This is a genomic window from Microbulbifer sp. TYP-18 (assembly GCF_040932045.1).
Lineage (GTDB): Bacteria > Pseudomonadota > Gammaproteobacteria > Pseudomonadales > Cellvibrionaceae > Microbulbifer.
On record NZ_JBFRBC010000002.1, the window covers coordinates 128,194 to 145,250 of the forward strand.

Consider the following 17,057-nt stretch of genomic DNA (forward strand, 5'->3'; position numbering starts at 1 on the left):
TAAAATGGATAGGTTTGTCATGATTTGGCTGACAGACCCTGGCAGCTAGCCAACAATTGGCATTTGCGCTTTGCGAGCAGGTTTCCCCAGCATGGCGAGATTGGTCACTTCCCCCCCGAACCCACAAGCCCTATTGCCACTGTTGCCGGTATTGGTGGCGGTATTGGCGGAAACCGTAATCCGCCTGCACAATGATGTACCGCAAACCCAAAGCCACGACTTCGACGTTCACGGGATTTGGGCGCTCTATTGGTTGCCGGCACTGCAACTGCTGGTGGAAAGCCTGCCGCTGTTGATAGCGCAGTTTCTGCTACCGTCTTTATCTGGCTGGCGGCGTTACCTGTGCTGGACATTGGGGTTTATCGCCTATCCGGCCTGCAGCCTGGCGCTACAGGAAAGGCTGCTGGACAATAGGGAATTGATGCTGGGTGTACCCTTTTGGGGCTTGGCGGCGGGGCTGTCGCTGATGTATTGGTTGCACCAGGCCTACCAGCACTTACCGGGCGCCCGTAGCAGGCCATCCTGGTGGTGCTATCTACTGTCGCTGGATGCGGCCCTGCTGCTGTGTCTCGGTGGTTGGGTCATACTGATGAGCGGTATCTTTGTATATAACCCTGACCCCATGCACAACCAGCCATTGGAACCCAGATTGGATATTGGTCAGATGCTCAAACAATGGCCACTTACCTTGTATTACCTGTGGCAGTTTTCTCTGATGGCGCTGGTGGTATTCGCCTACTACTGGGTCAATCGCTATTTGCTGATCCGAAAGGTGTTGGCAGGCCGGGGTGTCTATTTGTTTTTGCTGTGCAGTGCCGGCTGGTTGCTACTGTCTTATCCGTTGTTCGGCGCCCTGCTATTACAGTTACCCTTGAATATTGCCGGACTGAGCCTGTTGCCCTCGGAAAACCATAACCCCTTCGATACCCTGAATCTGCTTGTGGCGACCATCATCTGGGCCATCAGCATGCCCTTGATTCTGGCCTTTGAACGCCAGCAGAGCGCCCATGACCTGGCTGAACTCACCCGGGAACAGGCCCAGGCCGAGCTTAAAGTACTGCAGCAGCAGGTTAACCCGCATTTTTTGTTTAATACCCTGAACGGCCTCTATGCCCTGTGCCTGGCACAATCAGGCCAGGCCGCGCCTTTGGTATTGAAACTGTCTGACCTGCTGCGCTATGTGGTTTACCAGGGACAAAAACCCAGAGTACCGCTGGAGGATGACCTGGCCTACCTGCAAAACTACCTGGAATTACAGCAAGTGCGGACAGGGCGTCGCTGTCGGATCGAAACGGATTTTCGGGTACCTGATGGCAAGTGGCAGATTGCCCCTCTGCTGCTGATTATGCTGGTGGAAAATGCCTTTAAACACGGAGCGGAGGTCAGCCAGGACGAGTGCCATATCCGGCTCTCCCTGCGGATACAGGATGCTGAACTGGAGTTTGAATGTAATAACAGCCTGCCCCGACGGCCTGCCAATGAGGTGCCGGATGGTATGGGTTTGGTAAACCTGAAACGCCGCCTGCAATTAAGTTACCCGCAGCGCTTTGCCCTGCTGAGCCAAGCGCAAGAGCAGCACTGGCATGCCCGACTCAGGCTACAACTGTGAACACCCTGATTATTGATGATGAACCCCTGGCCCATGAAGTGCTGCTACACCATAGCCGCGCCCACGCCGATATCCAGATAGTAAGGCAGTGCTATAACGCCGCCGAGGCCCTGGCTTTTCTGGCCAGGCAGCCGGTGGATTTGATCCTGTTGGATATTCATATGCCGGTGCTCTCGGGCCTGGATATGCTGAGAGTAATGCTTGGCCGGCCGCAGGTGGTTCTGTGCACTGCCTACCAGGAGCATGCGCTGGAAGCCTTTGAATTGGATGTGACCGACTACCTGCTGAAACCCATCAGCGCCGAGCGCTTTGCCCAGGCGCTGGATAAGGTTCGAAGCCGCGCTGGAGAAACGGTAGTACCTGTGGTGCCGGGCCATATTGTGATTCGGGTGGATAGGGAGCATCGAAAAATTGATCTGGACAAGGTGCAGTGCTTTGAAGCCTATGGCAATTACGTCAAGGTCTGGCTGGAAGATTCCTGCCTGCTTACTGCCGCAACCCTTAAACACTTTGTCGAAACCTTGCCCAAAGACCGGTTTATTCAGGTACACAAATCTTTTTTGGTAAATAAGGACAAGGTAGTCGCACAAGACAAGGAACGAATCAGGCTGGCCGGTGACAAACTGGTTAAAATTGGCAAAGTTTTTCGTCCGAATCTCCCAGAGTTGCTGCAATAGCCTGGAATTACTGAACCAGTATATTTAGATTAATAAAAAGTATGTTTCAATAAGTTGCATTTATAACAGTTCTTAATATTCTTAGTTGCGATCTGACCACTGTTTTGCCAGACCCAGTCTTTGAATTCCAAAATCTACGTAAAGCTGATCCAAAATAGCTTCGGCCTTACTGTCTCCAGGATAGCGAAAACTTTCTGGCGTCCCTTTTAAAATTTCCAGAAACCTGGAAGCCAGAATCGTTACAGATTTTCCTGGCGTTGACGTGCTACCTGTCCGCTGGGCTTGGTCGCAGGATGAATTCTCCGAGACTACCTGCTCCTGTCGCATCAGGCGGGATTCAAATGTACTGGGTACCAGCAATCCAACGTCGATACCAAATGGCTCCAACTCCAAGCGCAGGCTTTCGAACAATCTCTCCAGCGCCGCCTTACTTGCTGCGTAAAGCCCATCGGAGGGCAGGCCCATATGTGCCGACAGAGAGCTGGTTGCCCAGATTTGCGCCTCTCCCCGCTCCCGTATAAGAGGGAGAACTTCCTGCAAGCATCGCAAGACGGAAAAGAAATTAGTATCGAACAGACGCTTTGCATCTTCCAAAGGATGTTCTTCTATTGTTGAACAATGGTGCTCTCCGGCATTAAAGATAAGCGCTTTCAAGCTAAAACCATCATTGAGCATGACAGCAAGCTTCTCCTGCAGCACTTCACCACAATCATGGCGATTTAAGTCAAGCTGCAAAATGTGCAGTGCGCTATTCTCAGAAGCAGTGGAATTTTTAAAGCTGCTTTTATTGCGCACAATCGCCAGGACATGGTAACCAGCAATCAATGCCTGCTTCGTCAGTTCGGCACCCAAGCCACTGGCTGCACCGGTGATAACCATCAATGGCTTCATCAGTTTATCACTCACTGTCACAATATTGATTTTCGCCCGCTTCATACAGGAAAACTTACTTAGAGCTTACACCATCAAATAGCACTATTCCTAAAAATTAAATCCCCAAAAAACTGCGGGTGACCATTGGCCACCCGCTAACAAGACAAACAAGTTGTCAATTACGACGCTGTTACAAACTTACCTAAAAATAGATGTAGGTAAACTTCACACCAAATTCCCGGTAGTGAGGACGAAGCCGGATACCTGCGGCACCGAAATTATCCGCGGTACCTGTATAGTAGTCTTCATCCAGCGCATTTTTGACAAATGCCGACACGCGGTAGCTATCCGTCTCCAGGCCAGCGCTCAAGTTGAGCACATCATAGCTGTCAATTTGATAGGGAAATTCCGGCAGGTTGAACGGATCGCCATTGACTGTCTGACCAACCAACGAGCCAACCCCCTCAATATCACTAACCGTTTCGTCGGTATAGGCCCACTGGGCACGCACATAGGGGTCCATTCCACCGACGTTGAAGCGATACTCCAGGGCTGTGTTGAATGTCCATTCCGGCGTGCGCGGCAACGGCTGGCCAGATACATCGACCACATTGGGCAAGCCGTTGGTCTCGCCTTTCAATACAGCATCCTGATAGTCATCAAACTGTGCGTCGATATAGCCAAGGCCCACCGACCAGGTTAGCCCTTCCGTCAACAGTGCCAGCATTTCCAGCTCTATACCTTCAGCACTGGCTTCATTGGCATTTTGCGTAGTTGAAATATCCGAGCCGATATCAGTCGGATCTTCCAGACGACTGGTCTGTACCTGGAAGTCATCCCATCTCAGCGCAAATATGGCGCCCGACAGATTCACACGACCATCCAGGAGAGAACTCTTAAAACCTAATTCGTAGTTAATGAGCTCTTCGGGATCAAATTCTGCCCCCTCGGTCCTGGAGCCACCTGTCACGTCTGTTCCACCCGCTTTATAGCCCTTGGAAACGCTGCCATAGAGGGTGAGATCATCAGTGGGTATATAGCGCAGCACTACCCGCGGAGAAAAGTCGCTAAACTCCACAGTATCTTTTACCGGTACAGGCCTGGCGACAAGATCAATTTCGCTGGCAGTGACTTTATCCCGGGAATAACGTCCACCCAGGGTCAGGTCAAACTGGTCATTCAAGTGCCATACCATTTCGCCGAATACTGCCGAGCTCTCGTAATCGAACTCCTGTATATTGCTGTTGATAAATCCCAGTGGCACTGCGGCATTAGGGTCGTCTTTCGGCAAAATCTGGATCTGATTATTGCGATCCAACTCATCTTTTACGTAATAGAGACCTGCTGTCCAGTCGACGGTATCTTCACCGGCGGACTGCAAGCGAAATTCCTGGCTGATCGAGTCGCCAGCGTAGTCATTCACCCGGCGAAGCGGCAAGGGGCCAAAGGTAAATGGAATGCCATCGAGGTCAGCAACACGGTCGAAAGAGCTATCAAGCCAACCTGTAATTGACTTGAATGTCATGTTCTCCAGTTCCCAAGTCAATCGTGCATTGACGACTGTGAACTCTTTTTCATTGAGTTCGCGGGTATCGCGATCGATGCGGGTTTTGTTTTCGGGGTAAAATCCCTGACCTGAGTCAACGGCATCATGCGCCCCAATGCCAAAAATCGACTGGGTGTCCAGGTCGACCACCCCTGACGGGATGCTGATGTCCCCACCCTCGTCTTCCTGGGTATGGGTCACACTTAGATCGAGGGTGATGTCATCGGTTGGCAAAGCCCGGATAGACACGCGCCCCGTCGTATACTCATAAAACGGATCGTTACCCAGGGGGTTCACATTCTTGATAGGCGTATCGGATTCATCGTAGCCCAGTACGGCACGCGCCATCAGCTTGTCACTAATGGGAACGTTGATCACCGTTTCGGCGCCTTTGCTGCCGAAGTTACCCGCTTTCACTGAACCTTCAAAAAGGAACTGGTCGTCGGGCTTTTTGGTGGTGATATTGAGTGCACCACCGACTGCATTGCGGCCAAAGTAGGTGCCCTGCGGCCCCCGCAGGACTTCGATACGCTCCACGTCCTGCAACTGTGGGTTGATAGTGCCCTGAGCCACACTGCCAACGGAAAGCTCATCGATATAGTAACCAATGGAGTTGGCGGTGGAGATACCGTCCAGGGTGATATTGCTGACGCCGCGAATACTGATGTTGATGCTGCGACTTCCGCCCTCTCCATCCTCGGAGAATGCCACATTGGGCGTTACCGCCAGGTAGTCGGAAGCAGAAGTAATATTCGCCTTTTCGATGGATTCAGAGGTAAAGGCTGAAACACTGATAGGTACGTCCTGAAGTGATTCCTCTCTCCGCTGCGCGGTGACAACCACCTCTTCCAAGGCGAGCTGCTTGGTATCAGTGTCGCTTTGAGCAAAACCGACACCTGAGCCCAATGCCATTATCGCCGCGGCCAATGGACTCAAAGATCTCCCATTGATCATCTTGTAACGCCTCCTCTCATTATTAACTTATGGGGGCTCAGGTCTTCTCATAAAGCGAGGAATGGCTTATAGCCAGAACATATACCACCCAAACCGGGACTCAATATAATCCCATTAATAATCACCGGTCAACAGATTTAACCCCCTTTTTTTACACCAACCATCGTCAAAATAAGTGACTATCCTGTCAATATTGTAGTTAAACTGGACTTTTGGCCCATTCTTTTAAGAATGCCATGGAAACAATTAATCCCATTAAGCAGATTTTACTCATAGAATTTAATGCTATTGGGTATGCCGGTATGCTGGATACCGCTCCAGTAAACGGCCAATTTGAGCACCAGGGCATCAGAGGGAGACCCAAGGAAAAACCGAGTTGCGCCCAGCGCTCCAGGCACCCGGCATCCGTTATGAGAAGCCGGCTTTGCATTCGCCCCGCAACAGAGGATCAATGGACCTATGGCACCACAGGTGTAGCTACTGACCCGACAACTAAATAAGTTGCCAGGTTAATGTCCGGCTACTGAAAGAGGCTTTTCCAACAGGAGGCAGTCCGAAACAGCGATATCCAGGACGCAACTCATGCCTGTAACTGCATGATTTGCTGAGGAAAAGTCAGGAATATTATTGATCCTTTCGACGCGGGTGATGACCCCTATAAAGGGTGGAGTCAGGCTGTAAGGGGCGGGCTTCATCGCAACTGACGACCCAATATTTGAGCGCCAGGGCCATCGGGCTTCAATCACTCTCGCACCAGATTGCAGGGAGCGATTGGAGATCCCGCAAAAGGGCACTGCCTGGAGGGGGCTGGGGAAAGAGTACTAGTCGAAGTGGCGGCGATTCAGATTGAGCATCTCCTTAGCCAGACTGCAGGCGGACTTGGCCTCACCCGAAGCGATGGCCAGGGCGATCTGATAGTGGCGCTCCAAATCGGCTTGGCTGACCTCTTCCGTCTGGGCCTCACCTTGTTTCACATGCGCCCGCAAATAGGTTGAAATGGCGTGCTTGAAATGAGTAAGCACCGAATTGTGCGAGGCTTTTAGCACTGCGGTGTGAAATTCAATATCCGCCTCTATGCGCTTTTGCAGATCTTCTCCGCAGTTGGCCATGGCATCGTAAGCCGACAAAATGTTTGAAATATCTTCCCGGGTTGCCCGCTTCGCCGCCAGTTCTGCGGCTTTGGGCTCAATAATATGACGCAACTCTATGAGATCGAGCATAAATTCGCGGGTAGCCGTATCCGGGTCTGCATGCCACGCCAGCACGTCTGGATCGAGCATATTCCACTCGTCCCTGGGGCGCACCTTGGTACCACTGCGAGGGGCCGTGGACAACAAGCCTTTTCCGGATAGCACCTTTACAGTTTCTCGCAATGCGTTGCGGCCCACACCCAAATTAGCCGCAAGATCCTGTTCGATGGCTAATGTGCTCCCCTCGGCGTAGGTCCCGTTGGCAATCCGCCGGCCCAGGGTATGCACGGCCGCGTTCACCTGTCCCCGGGTGTTTTTACGCGAGATCTCTTCGGTTTCCATTATGTTCCCTGTTAAGAATATTTAGCCCACAAGATTCTACCCAAAATCTACTATTTAATCTAATCAATAGACAAATAATGGGTTTATAACTAGATTGACTAAACCTTTTATGCCAGTCGACCATCCAAACTAAGCGGCCATCTACTTTGAAGTAGGTTAAAAATTAGCCAAAAAAAGCAGCTTCTGCTGTTTATATGAACCAAATCCTTATACTCCTTACCTACTAATTACCTAACTCGCTTTCTGAACGTTTGACAATTAATGGGGTTATTGATAGCTTGTGGCTCCCTAAGGCTACTAGGATAGCCAGGGCAGCCGAAACAGGAACTCATAAAATTTTGACCCCGCCAAGCGTGGGGAGTGGAGAGGGGGTTAAATGGCGGATTACGATGTCATTATTGCGGGTGGCGGCCACAACGGCCTGATATGTGCCTCACTGCTGGTAAAGAATGGCCTCAAAGTACTGGTAGCTGAGCGCAACGACTGGGTTGGAGGTGGAGCCTTGACCCGGGAGTTGACCCTGCCGGGCTTCAAGCATGATCCTTTTGGCTCCTCCCATGTCTGGATTCATCTGAATCCCGATTTCAAGGAACTGAAACCTGAACTTGAGAAACACGGCCTAAAATACATCTGGTCCGAGGACCAGATCACCGGTCACCCCAATAAATACGAAGGACAGGGAATCGTAGTCTATAAGGACGTGGACAAGACCTGCGATACCATCGCCGAGTACTCCAAAAATGATGCCCGCCGCTACCGCGAAATTTACCAGGAGTTTGGTGAGATTCAGGATGGCGTAATCAAGGGAATGTTCTCCCCACCGGCGCCTCCAAGCTATATGTATCAAGGCCTGGAGAACAACCCCGAGGGCTTAAAGCGCCTGCGGGACTACCAGCTCAGCTCCCGCCAGTTCACCCTGGAAAATTTTGAAAACGACCATGTTCGCGCCTTCATCCTGGGGTGGGCTATGGCACCTCAGACCCTGCCGGATCAATTGGGCACCGCCGCCGGCTTCTACGTGATGATCCCCAGTATTCACTACTATGGCCAGTCCATCCCCGAGGGCGGCAGCGGCATGCTGTCTGAGTCCATGCGCCGCTATATTGAGGCCAACGGCAGCACTGTTCTGACCGGCGCAACACTGGACAAATTCATTACCGAAAACAATGAATGTAAAGGCATCCGCCTGGAAGATGGCCGCGAAATATTCGCCCGCCAGGGTGTAGTCAGCGCTCTGGATCCTTTCCAGACCTACTTAAAGGGATTCGAAGACAATGAACTCCCCAGCGGTTTCAAACAAATGGTGCGCAATTTCAGCTTTGGCGACATCACGATTGCCCGGGTGCATTACGCTCTGAATGAAGCGCCCCATTTCAAGGGCGGTGCGGATATGAACGCGACCGCCTTTCAGCGCATGTTTGGAACCGTTGCCGACATCGACAAGCAGTACCGGGAAATCGCCGCTGGACAGGCGCCCAGCGACCCGTTCTTGTGGACTGCCGCCTGGACACAAATGGACCCCACCCGTGCCCCAGACGGCAAGCACACGCTGATTATGGACACCTTCGTGCCGGTGGATCTCGCCAGTGGTGAAAACTGGGAGAAGATCGGCGCTGACTACTGTCGCAACACCCTATTGTCCCAGTTGCGGAACTACACCACCAATATGACCGACGACAATATCCTGGCGGAATATGTGGAAACAGGGCCGAGCCTGGCGAGAGCCAACCTTTGTTTCCATCGCGGCGTCACTACCGGTGGTGAGAGAACGCTGGCGCAGATGGGCGCCTTTCGCCCCTTCCCCAATTACGCCGATTACCGTGGTCCGGTGAAGAAATTCTATATGACCGGGCCTTCCTGCCATCCCGGAGGTGGTATTTGCGGTATGGGCACCATTGCCGCCAACGAGATTCTGCTGGATCTCGGTATCAAACAAGAAGACGACGATTTTGCTTTTTAAGCATAGGGCTGAACAAATATGACACAGAAGAAAGTGGATCCATATACGGCGCTGATCATTCAGCCCGAAGTGAATGTGGTCAATGACCGCGAAGGCATCCAGCTGAACCTGGACCGGGTGAAAAACCTGATCCATTTTGGCGTGGGCTACCACTGGGAAGTACCGGTTCGCCTGGTAATTCTGCCCGAGTATTTTATGCAGGGTGTGGGCACGCCTGGCAAAGGTGAAAGCAAGATTTCCGACCAGATGAAGAAAGCGGTGACCATCCCCGGTCCGGAAATTGATCAACTCGGCGAGATTGCCAAAGAATACGGCCTCTACATTTGCGGTGGCGGTGTGGTGGAGCAGGTTGCGGAATTTCCAGACCGCTGGTTTAACACCAACTTTATCGTGGGCCCCACCGGCGAAGTGGTATTGAAATATCACAAGTGGCATATCAACGCTTCACTGGGATTGGGAACCAGTCCGCACGATATCTTTGACGAATACTGCGAACACTTCGGCGGCGGCATCAAAGACCTGTTCCCGGTGATTGATACCGAAATAGGCAAGCTGGGTACCATGACCTGCCACGATGGCTGTACCCCCGAAGTCTCCAGGGCATTGGGCTATAACGGCGCAGAGGTCATTTGTCACCCGGGTGCCATACAGGAGTTCGAAGGGGTTTCAGAACCCTGGGATTTCTGGCGTTTTACCCGTCGTACCCGGGCCCACGACAATATGTGCTACCTGCTTGGTGCCAACTGGGGCAGCGTAAACTACGACTACTACCCGAAAGCATTCTGCCCGGGGCACTCCTTCGCCATCGACTATACCGGCATGATGCTGCGCGAGGCGCCCTACCCCAATGAGCAGGTGTTAGCGGTCCCCATCGATATCGAGGCGCTGCGCATGTACCGGACCAAAACCAATCACAACTGCTGGATTGACGTGCGCACCGAGGGCTTTCGGGAGATGTATACCAATTCCATTTATCCACCCAACCGCTTCCCTTCCGGAAAACCCCCGAAAGCGCTGGTGGAAAAAATTTCCATATGTAAGGAAGTGTTCGACGACCTCTACGCCCGTGGGCAATTTACACCGCCGGCGGGGATGGAGCCCGGACAGGTATCAGAGTTGTTGCAGAAGCGTATTGACTACGCACAGTCGACTGGGCGACTCAAAAAAACCTAAGAGGTCATTATGAAAGTCAAAAGTAAACTGGCGGATATAGATTTTGAGTTCGGTCATTTCGAATACAAGAAAGACCACCTGATTATCCACAGCCATCCGGATCAAGCCATGCAGAGCCGGGTATACGTGAGCCCCGATGATGTGGTGTCCGCATTGGGCAAGGCGCTGAAGGTTCCCATGGTGTGGCTATACCTGCTGGCCTTTCCAGTTTTCCTGATTCGCTATCGTCGACGCAAAGCCATGCGGCAAGCGAGCAATAGCAGCGCCAAGCGTCCGATATCGCAACGTAATAAATAGTCACAGTTTTAGCAGTAGGGTTTCAATCATGACAAAAATGACAGGGGGCGAGGCGATCATTAAGTCCTTGCGTGCCAATGGTGTAGACACCGTCTTCGGACTACCCGGTGGACAGCTGGATTTTCTGTTCGACGCAATGTACAAGGAAGGCGAGGACTTCCGACTCATTCATACCCGTCACGAGCAGGGTACTGCCTATATGGCCTATGGCTATGCCAAATCCACAGGCAAGGTGGGTACCTGTGCTGTAGTGCCTGGGCCGGGATTGCTGAACGCGGCCGGCGCGCTCTGCACAGCCTGGTCAAACTATGCGCCGGTTTTGTGTATCTCGGGGCAAATCCCCTCCACCGCTATCGGTAAAGGATATGGGGACTTGCATGAAATCGATGACCAATTGGGCATGATCAGCCATATCACCAAATGGTCCTCGTCGATCGATTACCCGAGTCAGGCACCGGAAAAAATTGCCGAGGCGTTCAAACAACTACAATCCGGTTATCCGCGCCCAGTTGAAGTCGAAATGCCCATGGACATCATGGCATTACAGGCCGAAGTGGAAATTTTACCTGCGGTGACCGGGTATATCACCCCGCCGGTGGACGAAGAGCTTGTCGCCGAGGCAACCGAGGTTTTGCGCAATGCGCGCAAGCCGATGATTGTCGTGGGTTCCGGAGCACTGGAAGCCAGTGATGAAATCCAGGCATTGGCGGAAAGGCTGCAGGCACCGGTAATGGCCTGCCGCAGCGGCAAGGGCATCGTATCCAGTGAACATTACCTGAGCGCCAATTTCCCCATGGGACATCGACTCTGGGGGGATACAGACGCGGTATTGGCAATCGGCACACGGTTAAACTGGCCGCTGACCATGTGGGGCAAGGATGACGACCTTAAATTGATTAGGGTGGATATCGATCCCACACAGATCTCCCGCATATGCAAGCCCGAGGTGGGTATCGTTGGGGACTCAGCACAAGTGGTGCAAGCGCTGCTGGAAAACCTCAAGGATCACCGTTCAGAAAGCCGCGAAGAGGAGCTTGTCGCGCTTAAGACCGCGGTCGACGCCGAGATCCGGCAAAAGGTGGGGCCGCAGATGGCCTACCTGGACGTTATCCGCGAAGAGTTGCCCAAAGATGGCATATTCGTCGACGAAGTTACCCAGGTGGGCTTCGTCTCCTGGTATGGTTTCCCCGTATACAAACCCCGCCAGCATATCAGCGCTGGCTACCAGGGCACCCTGGGCTACGGCTATGCCACCGCACTGGGAGTGATGGCGGGCAATATGGACAAGAAGGTAATCCAAATCAGTGGCGACGGTGGCTTTATGTTCACCATGCAGGAACTGGCAACGGCGGTACAGTACCAGCTGCCACTGGTGACGATCATCTTCAATGACAAACGCTTCACCAATGTACAGCGCCAGCAGAAGGAGTGGTTTGACGGCCGCGTAATCTGCTCGGACCTGCACAACCCGGACTTCGTCAAAATGGCGGAAAGTTTCGGTGCTGCGGGCTTTAAAGCCTCGGACCCGGAGACTATGCGCCAGGCCATACGCCAGGCCTTTGACCAGCGTGGGCCCAGTATCATCGAAGTGGCGATAGATGAATTCTTCCCGGCACCCTGGCCTTTTTTGATGATGCCGCAAAACCGCAAATCCGTTTGCAAATAAACCGGCGCACTGCACGAGGCTGAATTATGAGTAAACTCGAACCGGTATCCGGGGTACTGAAACTGGCTCCCTACAAGCAGGGGCAAAGCCAGATAGACGGGGTCAGCAACCCCATCAAATTATCCTCAAACGAGTCATCCCACGGGCCGTCGCCAAGGGCCTTGGAAGCTTACCAGGATGCTGCGGCGACACTGAACCGCTACCCGGACGGCAGCCAGTATGAACTGCGCCATGCCATAGCTGTAGTGCACAACCTGGATGCTGACAAAATTATTTGCGGCAACGGCTCAGACGAGCTGATTCAACTGATGGTGCGAACCTATGTGCGCCCCGGGGATCAGGCGCTGCTCAGTGAAAACGGTTTTATTATGAGCAACATTCACTGCGTTGCCCAGGGCGCCGAATTGGTGATCGCACCGGAAAAGGACTACCGGGTGGATGTGGACGCATTGCTGGAGCGGGTTACGGAAAAAACCCGCTTTTGTACCATCGCCAATCCCAACAATCCCACCGGAACCTTTATCAGCGGCTCCGAGTTAAGGCGACTGCACGCCGGCCTGCCTGAAAATTGCCTTCTGTTGATCGACGATGCCTACGCCGAGTATGTATGGGATGAAAGCTATGAAGACGGTTCGTCACTGGTAGAAGAGTTTGAAAATGTCGTGATGACGCGAACCTTCTCAAAAATATACGGCCTGCCGTCATTGCGTATTGGATGGGCATATTGTCCTGAGTCCGTTGTCAGGTCTGCGGGGAGAATTCGCACACCATTCAATACCAACGGACCGGCTCTGGCAGCAGCAAAGGCAGCGGTCAAAGATATAGAGTTTACGGCCCGGATAAAGGCCCACAACAAAGCCTCCCTGATTCATATTAGAGAAGCAGTTGGTGCTATGGGTATAGAGATTATTCCCAGTCAAACCAACTTCTATCTGATGAAATTCCCGGAATCCCAGGGTAAAAGCGGATCAGATGCAGCGGCTTTTCTGCAGTCCCGGGGAATAATACCCAGACCGGCCGGGGGATCGGATCAATATCTGAGAATCAGTGTTGGCCTGGACCAGGAGAACCAAGCGGTTTTATCCGCTTTGGCAGACTATATGCGGACCTAAGCAAATGCAGCACGAGATCTCAGAGAAAACTCAGCGGCGTTTACAACAACACCAGGGGAGTTTGGTGAACGGTCAGTGGCTGTGTTCAGAGCAGAGCCTGCCGGTATTCAATCCCAGCAATGGGAAAGCTATTTCCCAGTATAGCCCCGCAAACACGACGGATGTGGATAGCGCCGTGGCGGCCGCCAGAAAGGCTTTTGATGAGCAGCGCTGGACGGGTCTAAGCAGCACTGCCAGAGCCAAAATACTGTGGAAGCTGGCGGACTTGATGGATGAGCACGCTGAGCAGCTGGCTGAATTGGAAATGCTGGATGGGGGGAAATTATATCTCTCCGCCAAAAATGGCGAAGTGCCTTTTGCTGCCGAGTGCTTTCGCTACTATGCGGGCTGGTGCACCAAGCTCGAAGGGGACAGCAAGAGTCTTTCAGGAGCCCCTGATTCCGAGTTTCATGTCTATACGCGGCGCGAACCGGTCGGCGTGGCTGCACTCATCGTGCCCTGGAATGGCCCACTGGTACAAGCGTGCTGGAAACTGGCACCGGCGTTGGCGGCCGGTTGCAGTTGCATCATCAAACCCGCCGAGGAAACCCCTCTTTCCACCATACTGCTGGGTGAGCTGATGATGGAGGCGGGTATTCCGTCAGGAGTGGTCAATATCGTTTTGGGGGATGGCGTCACCATTGGCCACCACCTGGCGGCACACAGGGATGTGGACAAGGTCTCCTTCACAGGCTCCACCGAAGTGGGGAAAAAAATAGTCGAGGCCGCCAAGGGTAACCTGAAGAAGGTATCCCTGGAGTTGGGCGGCAAGTCGCCCATGATCGTTTTTGCCGACGCGGATGTTGAAGCGGCAGCCCAGGGCGCTATCGAAGCCATCTTCTCCAATGCGGGACAGGTTTGTGTGGCAGCTTCGCGCCTTTATGTCCACCGCGATATCTACCCGGAGCTTATTGCCAAAATCAAGCATCGCGCGGAGTCACTGGTTGTTGGTGATGCCTGTGATACCGACACCCAAATGGGCCCATTAATCTCAGCGCGACAGCTCAATTCGGTAAAACAAAAGATCGATGCGGGCCTGGCCGAGGGCGCGAGCTTGTTGTGCGGCGGCCAGGTTCTGGAAACACAGGGTGGCTACTATATCAGTCCAACAGTATTTACCGAGGTCAACGCGGATATGAGCCTGGTTCGTGAAGAAATTTTCGGACCTGTATTGACCGTCTTACCGTTTAGCGATGACGACGACATTATTGCACTGGCCAACGACAGCGACTATGGCCTGGCAGCCAGTGTATGGACCGCTGATGTCAGTCGCGCCCACAGAACTGCGGCGGCAATAAAAGCGGGGTTACTCTGGGTGAATTGCCACGGCATTCCGGATATGGCGGTTCCCTTTGGGGGATATAAACAATCGGGCTGGGGACGAGAGAATGGACACCAAGCCCTGCTGCAATATACAGAACTTAAATCGGTAGTTGTCCGTCTGTAACAACGAGGTGAAATATGCAAGAATCCTGGCGCTGGTTTGGCCCCAAGGATCCGGTAAGCCTGGAGAATATTGTTCAGGCAGGGGCCTCCCATGTGGTTACTTCCCTCCATCACTTGGATATTGGCGAAGCTTGGCCCCTGGAGGAAATCGCGCAGCGCAAAGCTGAAATCGAGAAAAGTGGCCTGAGCTGGAATGTGGTGGAAAGCGTTCCACTACACAATGATATCAAGCTGCGGCGCGGTGGCTATCAACAGTATATCGAAGCTTATAAACAGACGCTGATCAACCTGGCAAAAGCGGGTATCAATACCGTTTGCTACAACTTTATGCCCGTGGTTGACTGGACCCGGACCAGCCTGAACTACAAACTTGACAACGAAAGCTATGCGCTCCAGTTTCGTATGGACGATTTCATCGCCTACGATGTCTATGTTCTAAAAAGGGAAGGCGGCAGGGCGGATTATACTGCCGAGCAGTTGAGCGCGGCTGAAGCGCGGTTTGGCTCCATGACCCGGCAAGAGATTGACTTGCTGGAGGCAAACATTATCGCCGGGCTGCCCGGTGGTGCAGAGGGGTTTGATCGCGAAGGCATTCGCGCCGCTATTGCGGAGTATAAGGATGTAGACAATCAAAGCTTCCAGCGAAATTTGTTTTCCTTCCTTTCCGATGTGGTACCTACCGCTGAAAAGCATGGCGTCAGGCTGTGTATTCACCCTGATGACCCACCCTTTTCCCTGTTCGGACTGCCTCGCGTGGTTTCCACCGCCGACGACGCCAGGGCGCTGCTGAATGCGGTACAGAGCCCCAGCAATGGATTGACACTCTGCGCAGGTTCCTACGGCTCCAGGGGCGACAACAATCTGGTAGCCATGGTGGAGGAGTTTGGCCGGCAGATTCACTTTGTCCATTTGCGCAATGTCAGCCGACAGCCGGATGGATCCTTTTATGAGTCGGAGCACCTGAAAGGTGACAACGACATGTTTGCCCTGACAAAGGCACTGCTCCTGGAAGAGCGCCGCCGGCGGGAAGAGGGACTTGAAAACAGCCAGATTCCTATGCGGCCTGACCACGGTCACCTGCTTGGTGACGATATAGGCAAGGATACCAATCCCGGGTATTCCATGCTGGGTCGAATGAAAGGGCTGGCGGAGTTACGCGGCCTTATTTACGCACTGGAACTCAGCTTATGAGTGATGAAGCTTCAAACCTGAAGCTTCCGCGCAAACCCGGCAGTCGGGTTGCGATTATGGGTGAGTGTATGGTTGAGTTGTCCCTGCCCCAGGGGCTGGCATCATCGGCCAGGCTGGCGGCCAGCTTTTCCTACGGCGGCGACACCTTCAACACCGCACTTTATATGGCCCGGCTGGGTGGCCGGGTAGCCTACCTGACCGCTCTGGGTGACGACACCATCAGCGACTGGCTGCTCAGCCAGTGGCAGGCGGAGCAGGTGGACACGGCACTGGTAGAGCGATTTCCAGGCGCCCTGCCGGGGCTCTATGCCATTGAGACCGACGATGCGGGAGAGCGTTGCTTTCACTATTGGCGCAACCAGGCACCGGTCAGGCAACTATTCGACGACGCCGATAGACGGCAACGTATTTTTGACCGATTGGCTGACGCGGATGTGATTTATTTCACGGGCATCAGCATGTCCCTTTTTTCCGATCAATCACTTCAGTACTGGCTGGACTTTCTCACTCACTTCAAGCATTCCGGTGGCGTCATTGCGTTCGACAGCAATTACCGACCGAGACAATGGCCTGATCCCGATCGCGCTCGCCAACTGTTTGCACAGGCCTACTCTCTGGCGGACATAGCTCTGCCAACACTGGAAGACGAAGCTCTGCTTTACCCCGGGGAATCATCCAATTCGCTGATGGAAAGGTTGCGGGCCTACGACGCTTCTGAACTGGTCGTCAAACAGGGGGTAGAGGGGTGCACACTGTTCCACGCCGATATGCAGACACAGTGTCCGCTGGAAAACCCTGTCAAGGCGCTCGATACCACGGCGGCTGGGGATTCGTTTAATGCCGGATATTTAATTGGCCGCCTGCGGGGGCTCGATTGTGTGGAAGCGGTATCGCTGGGACAGCAACTGGCGGGCACTGTAGTACAACATCGTGGCGCCATTATACCAATGGCATCAATGCCAACTGCAACTAAGCAATAAAG

13 protein-coding genes are annotated in these 17,057 nt (G+C 53.2%); 10 read left to right on the forward strand and 3 right to left on the reverse strand.

Going from position 1 to position 17,057, the window contains the following annotated elements; translation table 11 throughout:
- Positions 1-91 precede the first annotated feature (91 nt).
- On the forward strand, positions 92-1,609 hold the full coding sequence (locus ABVT36_RS02710; protein WP_368455152.1) for a sensor histidine kinase: 1,518 nt from the start codon (positions 92-94) through the stop codon (positions 1,607-1,609).
- On the forward strand, positions 1,606-2,286 hold the full coding sequence (locus tag ABVT36_RS02715) for a LytR/AlgR family response regulator transcription factor (RefSeq protein WP_368455153.1): 681 nt from the start codon (positions 1,606-1,608) through the stop codon (positions 2,284-2,286). The genes ABVT36_RS02710 and ABVT36_RS02715 overlap by 4 nt, the downstream gene beginning before the upstream one ends.
- Positions 2,287-2,367: 81 nt before the next feature.
- On the opposite strand, the gene ABVT36_RS02720 is transcribed toward ABVT36_RS02715, so the two are convergent.
- The 3 genes from ABVT36_RS02720 to ABVT36_RS02730 form a co-directional block, all read right to left on the reverse strand.
- Positions 2,368-3,222, reverse strand: a complete 855-nt coding sequence (locus tag ABVT36_RS02720; protein WP_368455154.1) for an SDR family NAD(P)-dependent oxidoreductase — start codon at positions 3,220-3,222, stop codon at positions 2,368-2,370.
- Positions 3,223-3,361: 139 nt separating this feature from the next.
- The gene (locus tag ABVT36_RS02725; RefSeq protein ID WP_368455155.1) at positions 3,362-5,632 is read right to left on the reverse strand and encodes a TonB-dependent receptor; all 2,271 of its coding nucleotides are present in this window, start codon (positions 5,630-5,632) and stop codon (positions 3,362-3,364) included.
- Positions 5,633-6,480: 848 nt separating this feature from the next.
- Positions 6,481-7,191: a FadR/GntR family transcriptional regulator gene (locus ABVT36_RS02730; protein ID WP_367148716.1), complete on the reverse strand. Its 711-nt coding sequence runs from the start codon at positions 7,189-7,191 to the stop codon at positions 6,481-6,483.
- Between the two features lie 376 nt (positions 7,192-7,567).
- On the opposite strand from ABVT36_RS02730, the gene ABVT36_RS02735 reads away from it, so the two are divergent.
- The 8 genes from ABVT36_RS02735 (at position 7,568) to ABVT36_RS02770 (ending at position 17,055) form a co-directional block, all read left to right on the forward strand.
- Positions 7,568-9,151: a phytoene desaturase family protein gene (locus tag ABVT36_RS02735; RefSeq protein WP_368455157.1), complete on the forward strand. Its 1,584-nt coding sequence runs from the start codon at positions 7,568-7,570 to the stop codon at positions 9,149-9,151.
- An 18-nt stretch (positions 9,152-9,169) separates the two neighbouring features.
- Positions 9,170-10,324, forward strand: a complete 1,155-nt coding sequence (locus tag ABVT36_RS02740) for a nitrilase-related carbon-nitrogen hydrolase (RefSeq protein WP_367148714.1) — start codon at positions 9,170-9,172, stop codon at positions 10,322-10,324.
- 9 nt (positions 10,325-10,333) lie between these two features.
- On the forward strand, positions 10,334-10,621 hold the full coding sequence (locus tag ABVT36_RS02745) for a hypothetical protein (RefSeq protein WP_367148713.1): 288 nt from the start codon (positions 10,334-10,336) through the stop codon (positions 10,619-10,621).
- Between the two features lie 28 nt (positions 10,622-10,649).
- A complete protein-coding gene (locus tag ABVT36_RS02750; protein WP_368455158.1) occupies positions 10,650-12,287 on the forward strand; it encodes a thiamine pyrophosphate-dependent enzyme in 1,638 nt (545 codons plus the stop codon).
- Positions 12,288-12,313: 26 nt separating this feature from the next.
- Positions 12,314-13,399, forward strand: coding sequence for a histidinol-phosphate transaminase (locus ABVT36_RS02755; RefSeq protein ID WP_368455159.1), 1,086 nt, complete (start codon positions 12,314-12,316; stop codon positions 13,397-13,399).
- A 64-nt stretch (positions 13,400-13,463) separates the two neighbouring features.
- Positions 13,464-14,885 carry an aldehyde dehydrogenase gene (locus tag ABVT36_RS02760; protein WP_368455160.1) on the forward strand — a complete coding sequence of 474 codons (1,422 nt, stop codon included), beginning with the start codon at positions 13,464-13,466 and terminating at the stop codon, positions 14,883-14,885.
- A gap of 14 nt (positions 14,886-14,899) precedes the next feature.
- Complete coding sequence (uxuA, locus tag ABVT36_RS02765; protein ID WP_368455161.1) at positions 14,900-16,075, forward strand: mannonate dehydratase; 1,176 nt, start codon at positions 14,900-14,902, stop codon at positions 16,073-16,075.
- The gene (locus tag ABVT36_RS02770; RefSeq protein WP_368455162.1) at positions 16,072-17,055 is read left to right on the forward strand and encodes a sugar kinase; all 984 of its coding nucleotides are present in this window, start codon (positions 16,072-16,074) and stop codon (positions 17,053-17,055) included. Before uxuA ends, ABVT36_RS02770 begins: the two co-directional genes overlap by 4 nt.
- Positions 17,056-17,057 lie beyond the last annotated feature (2 nt).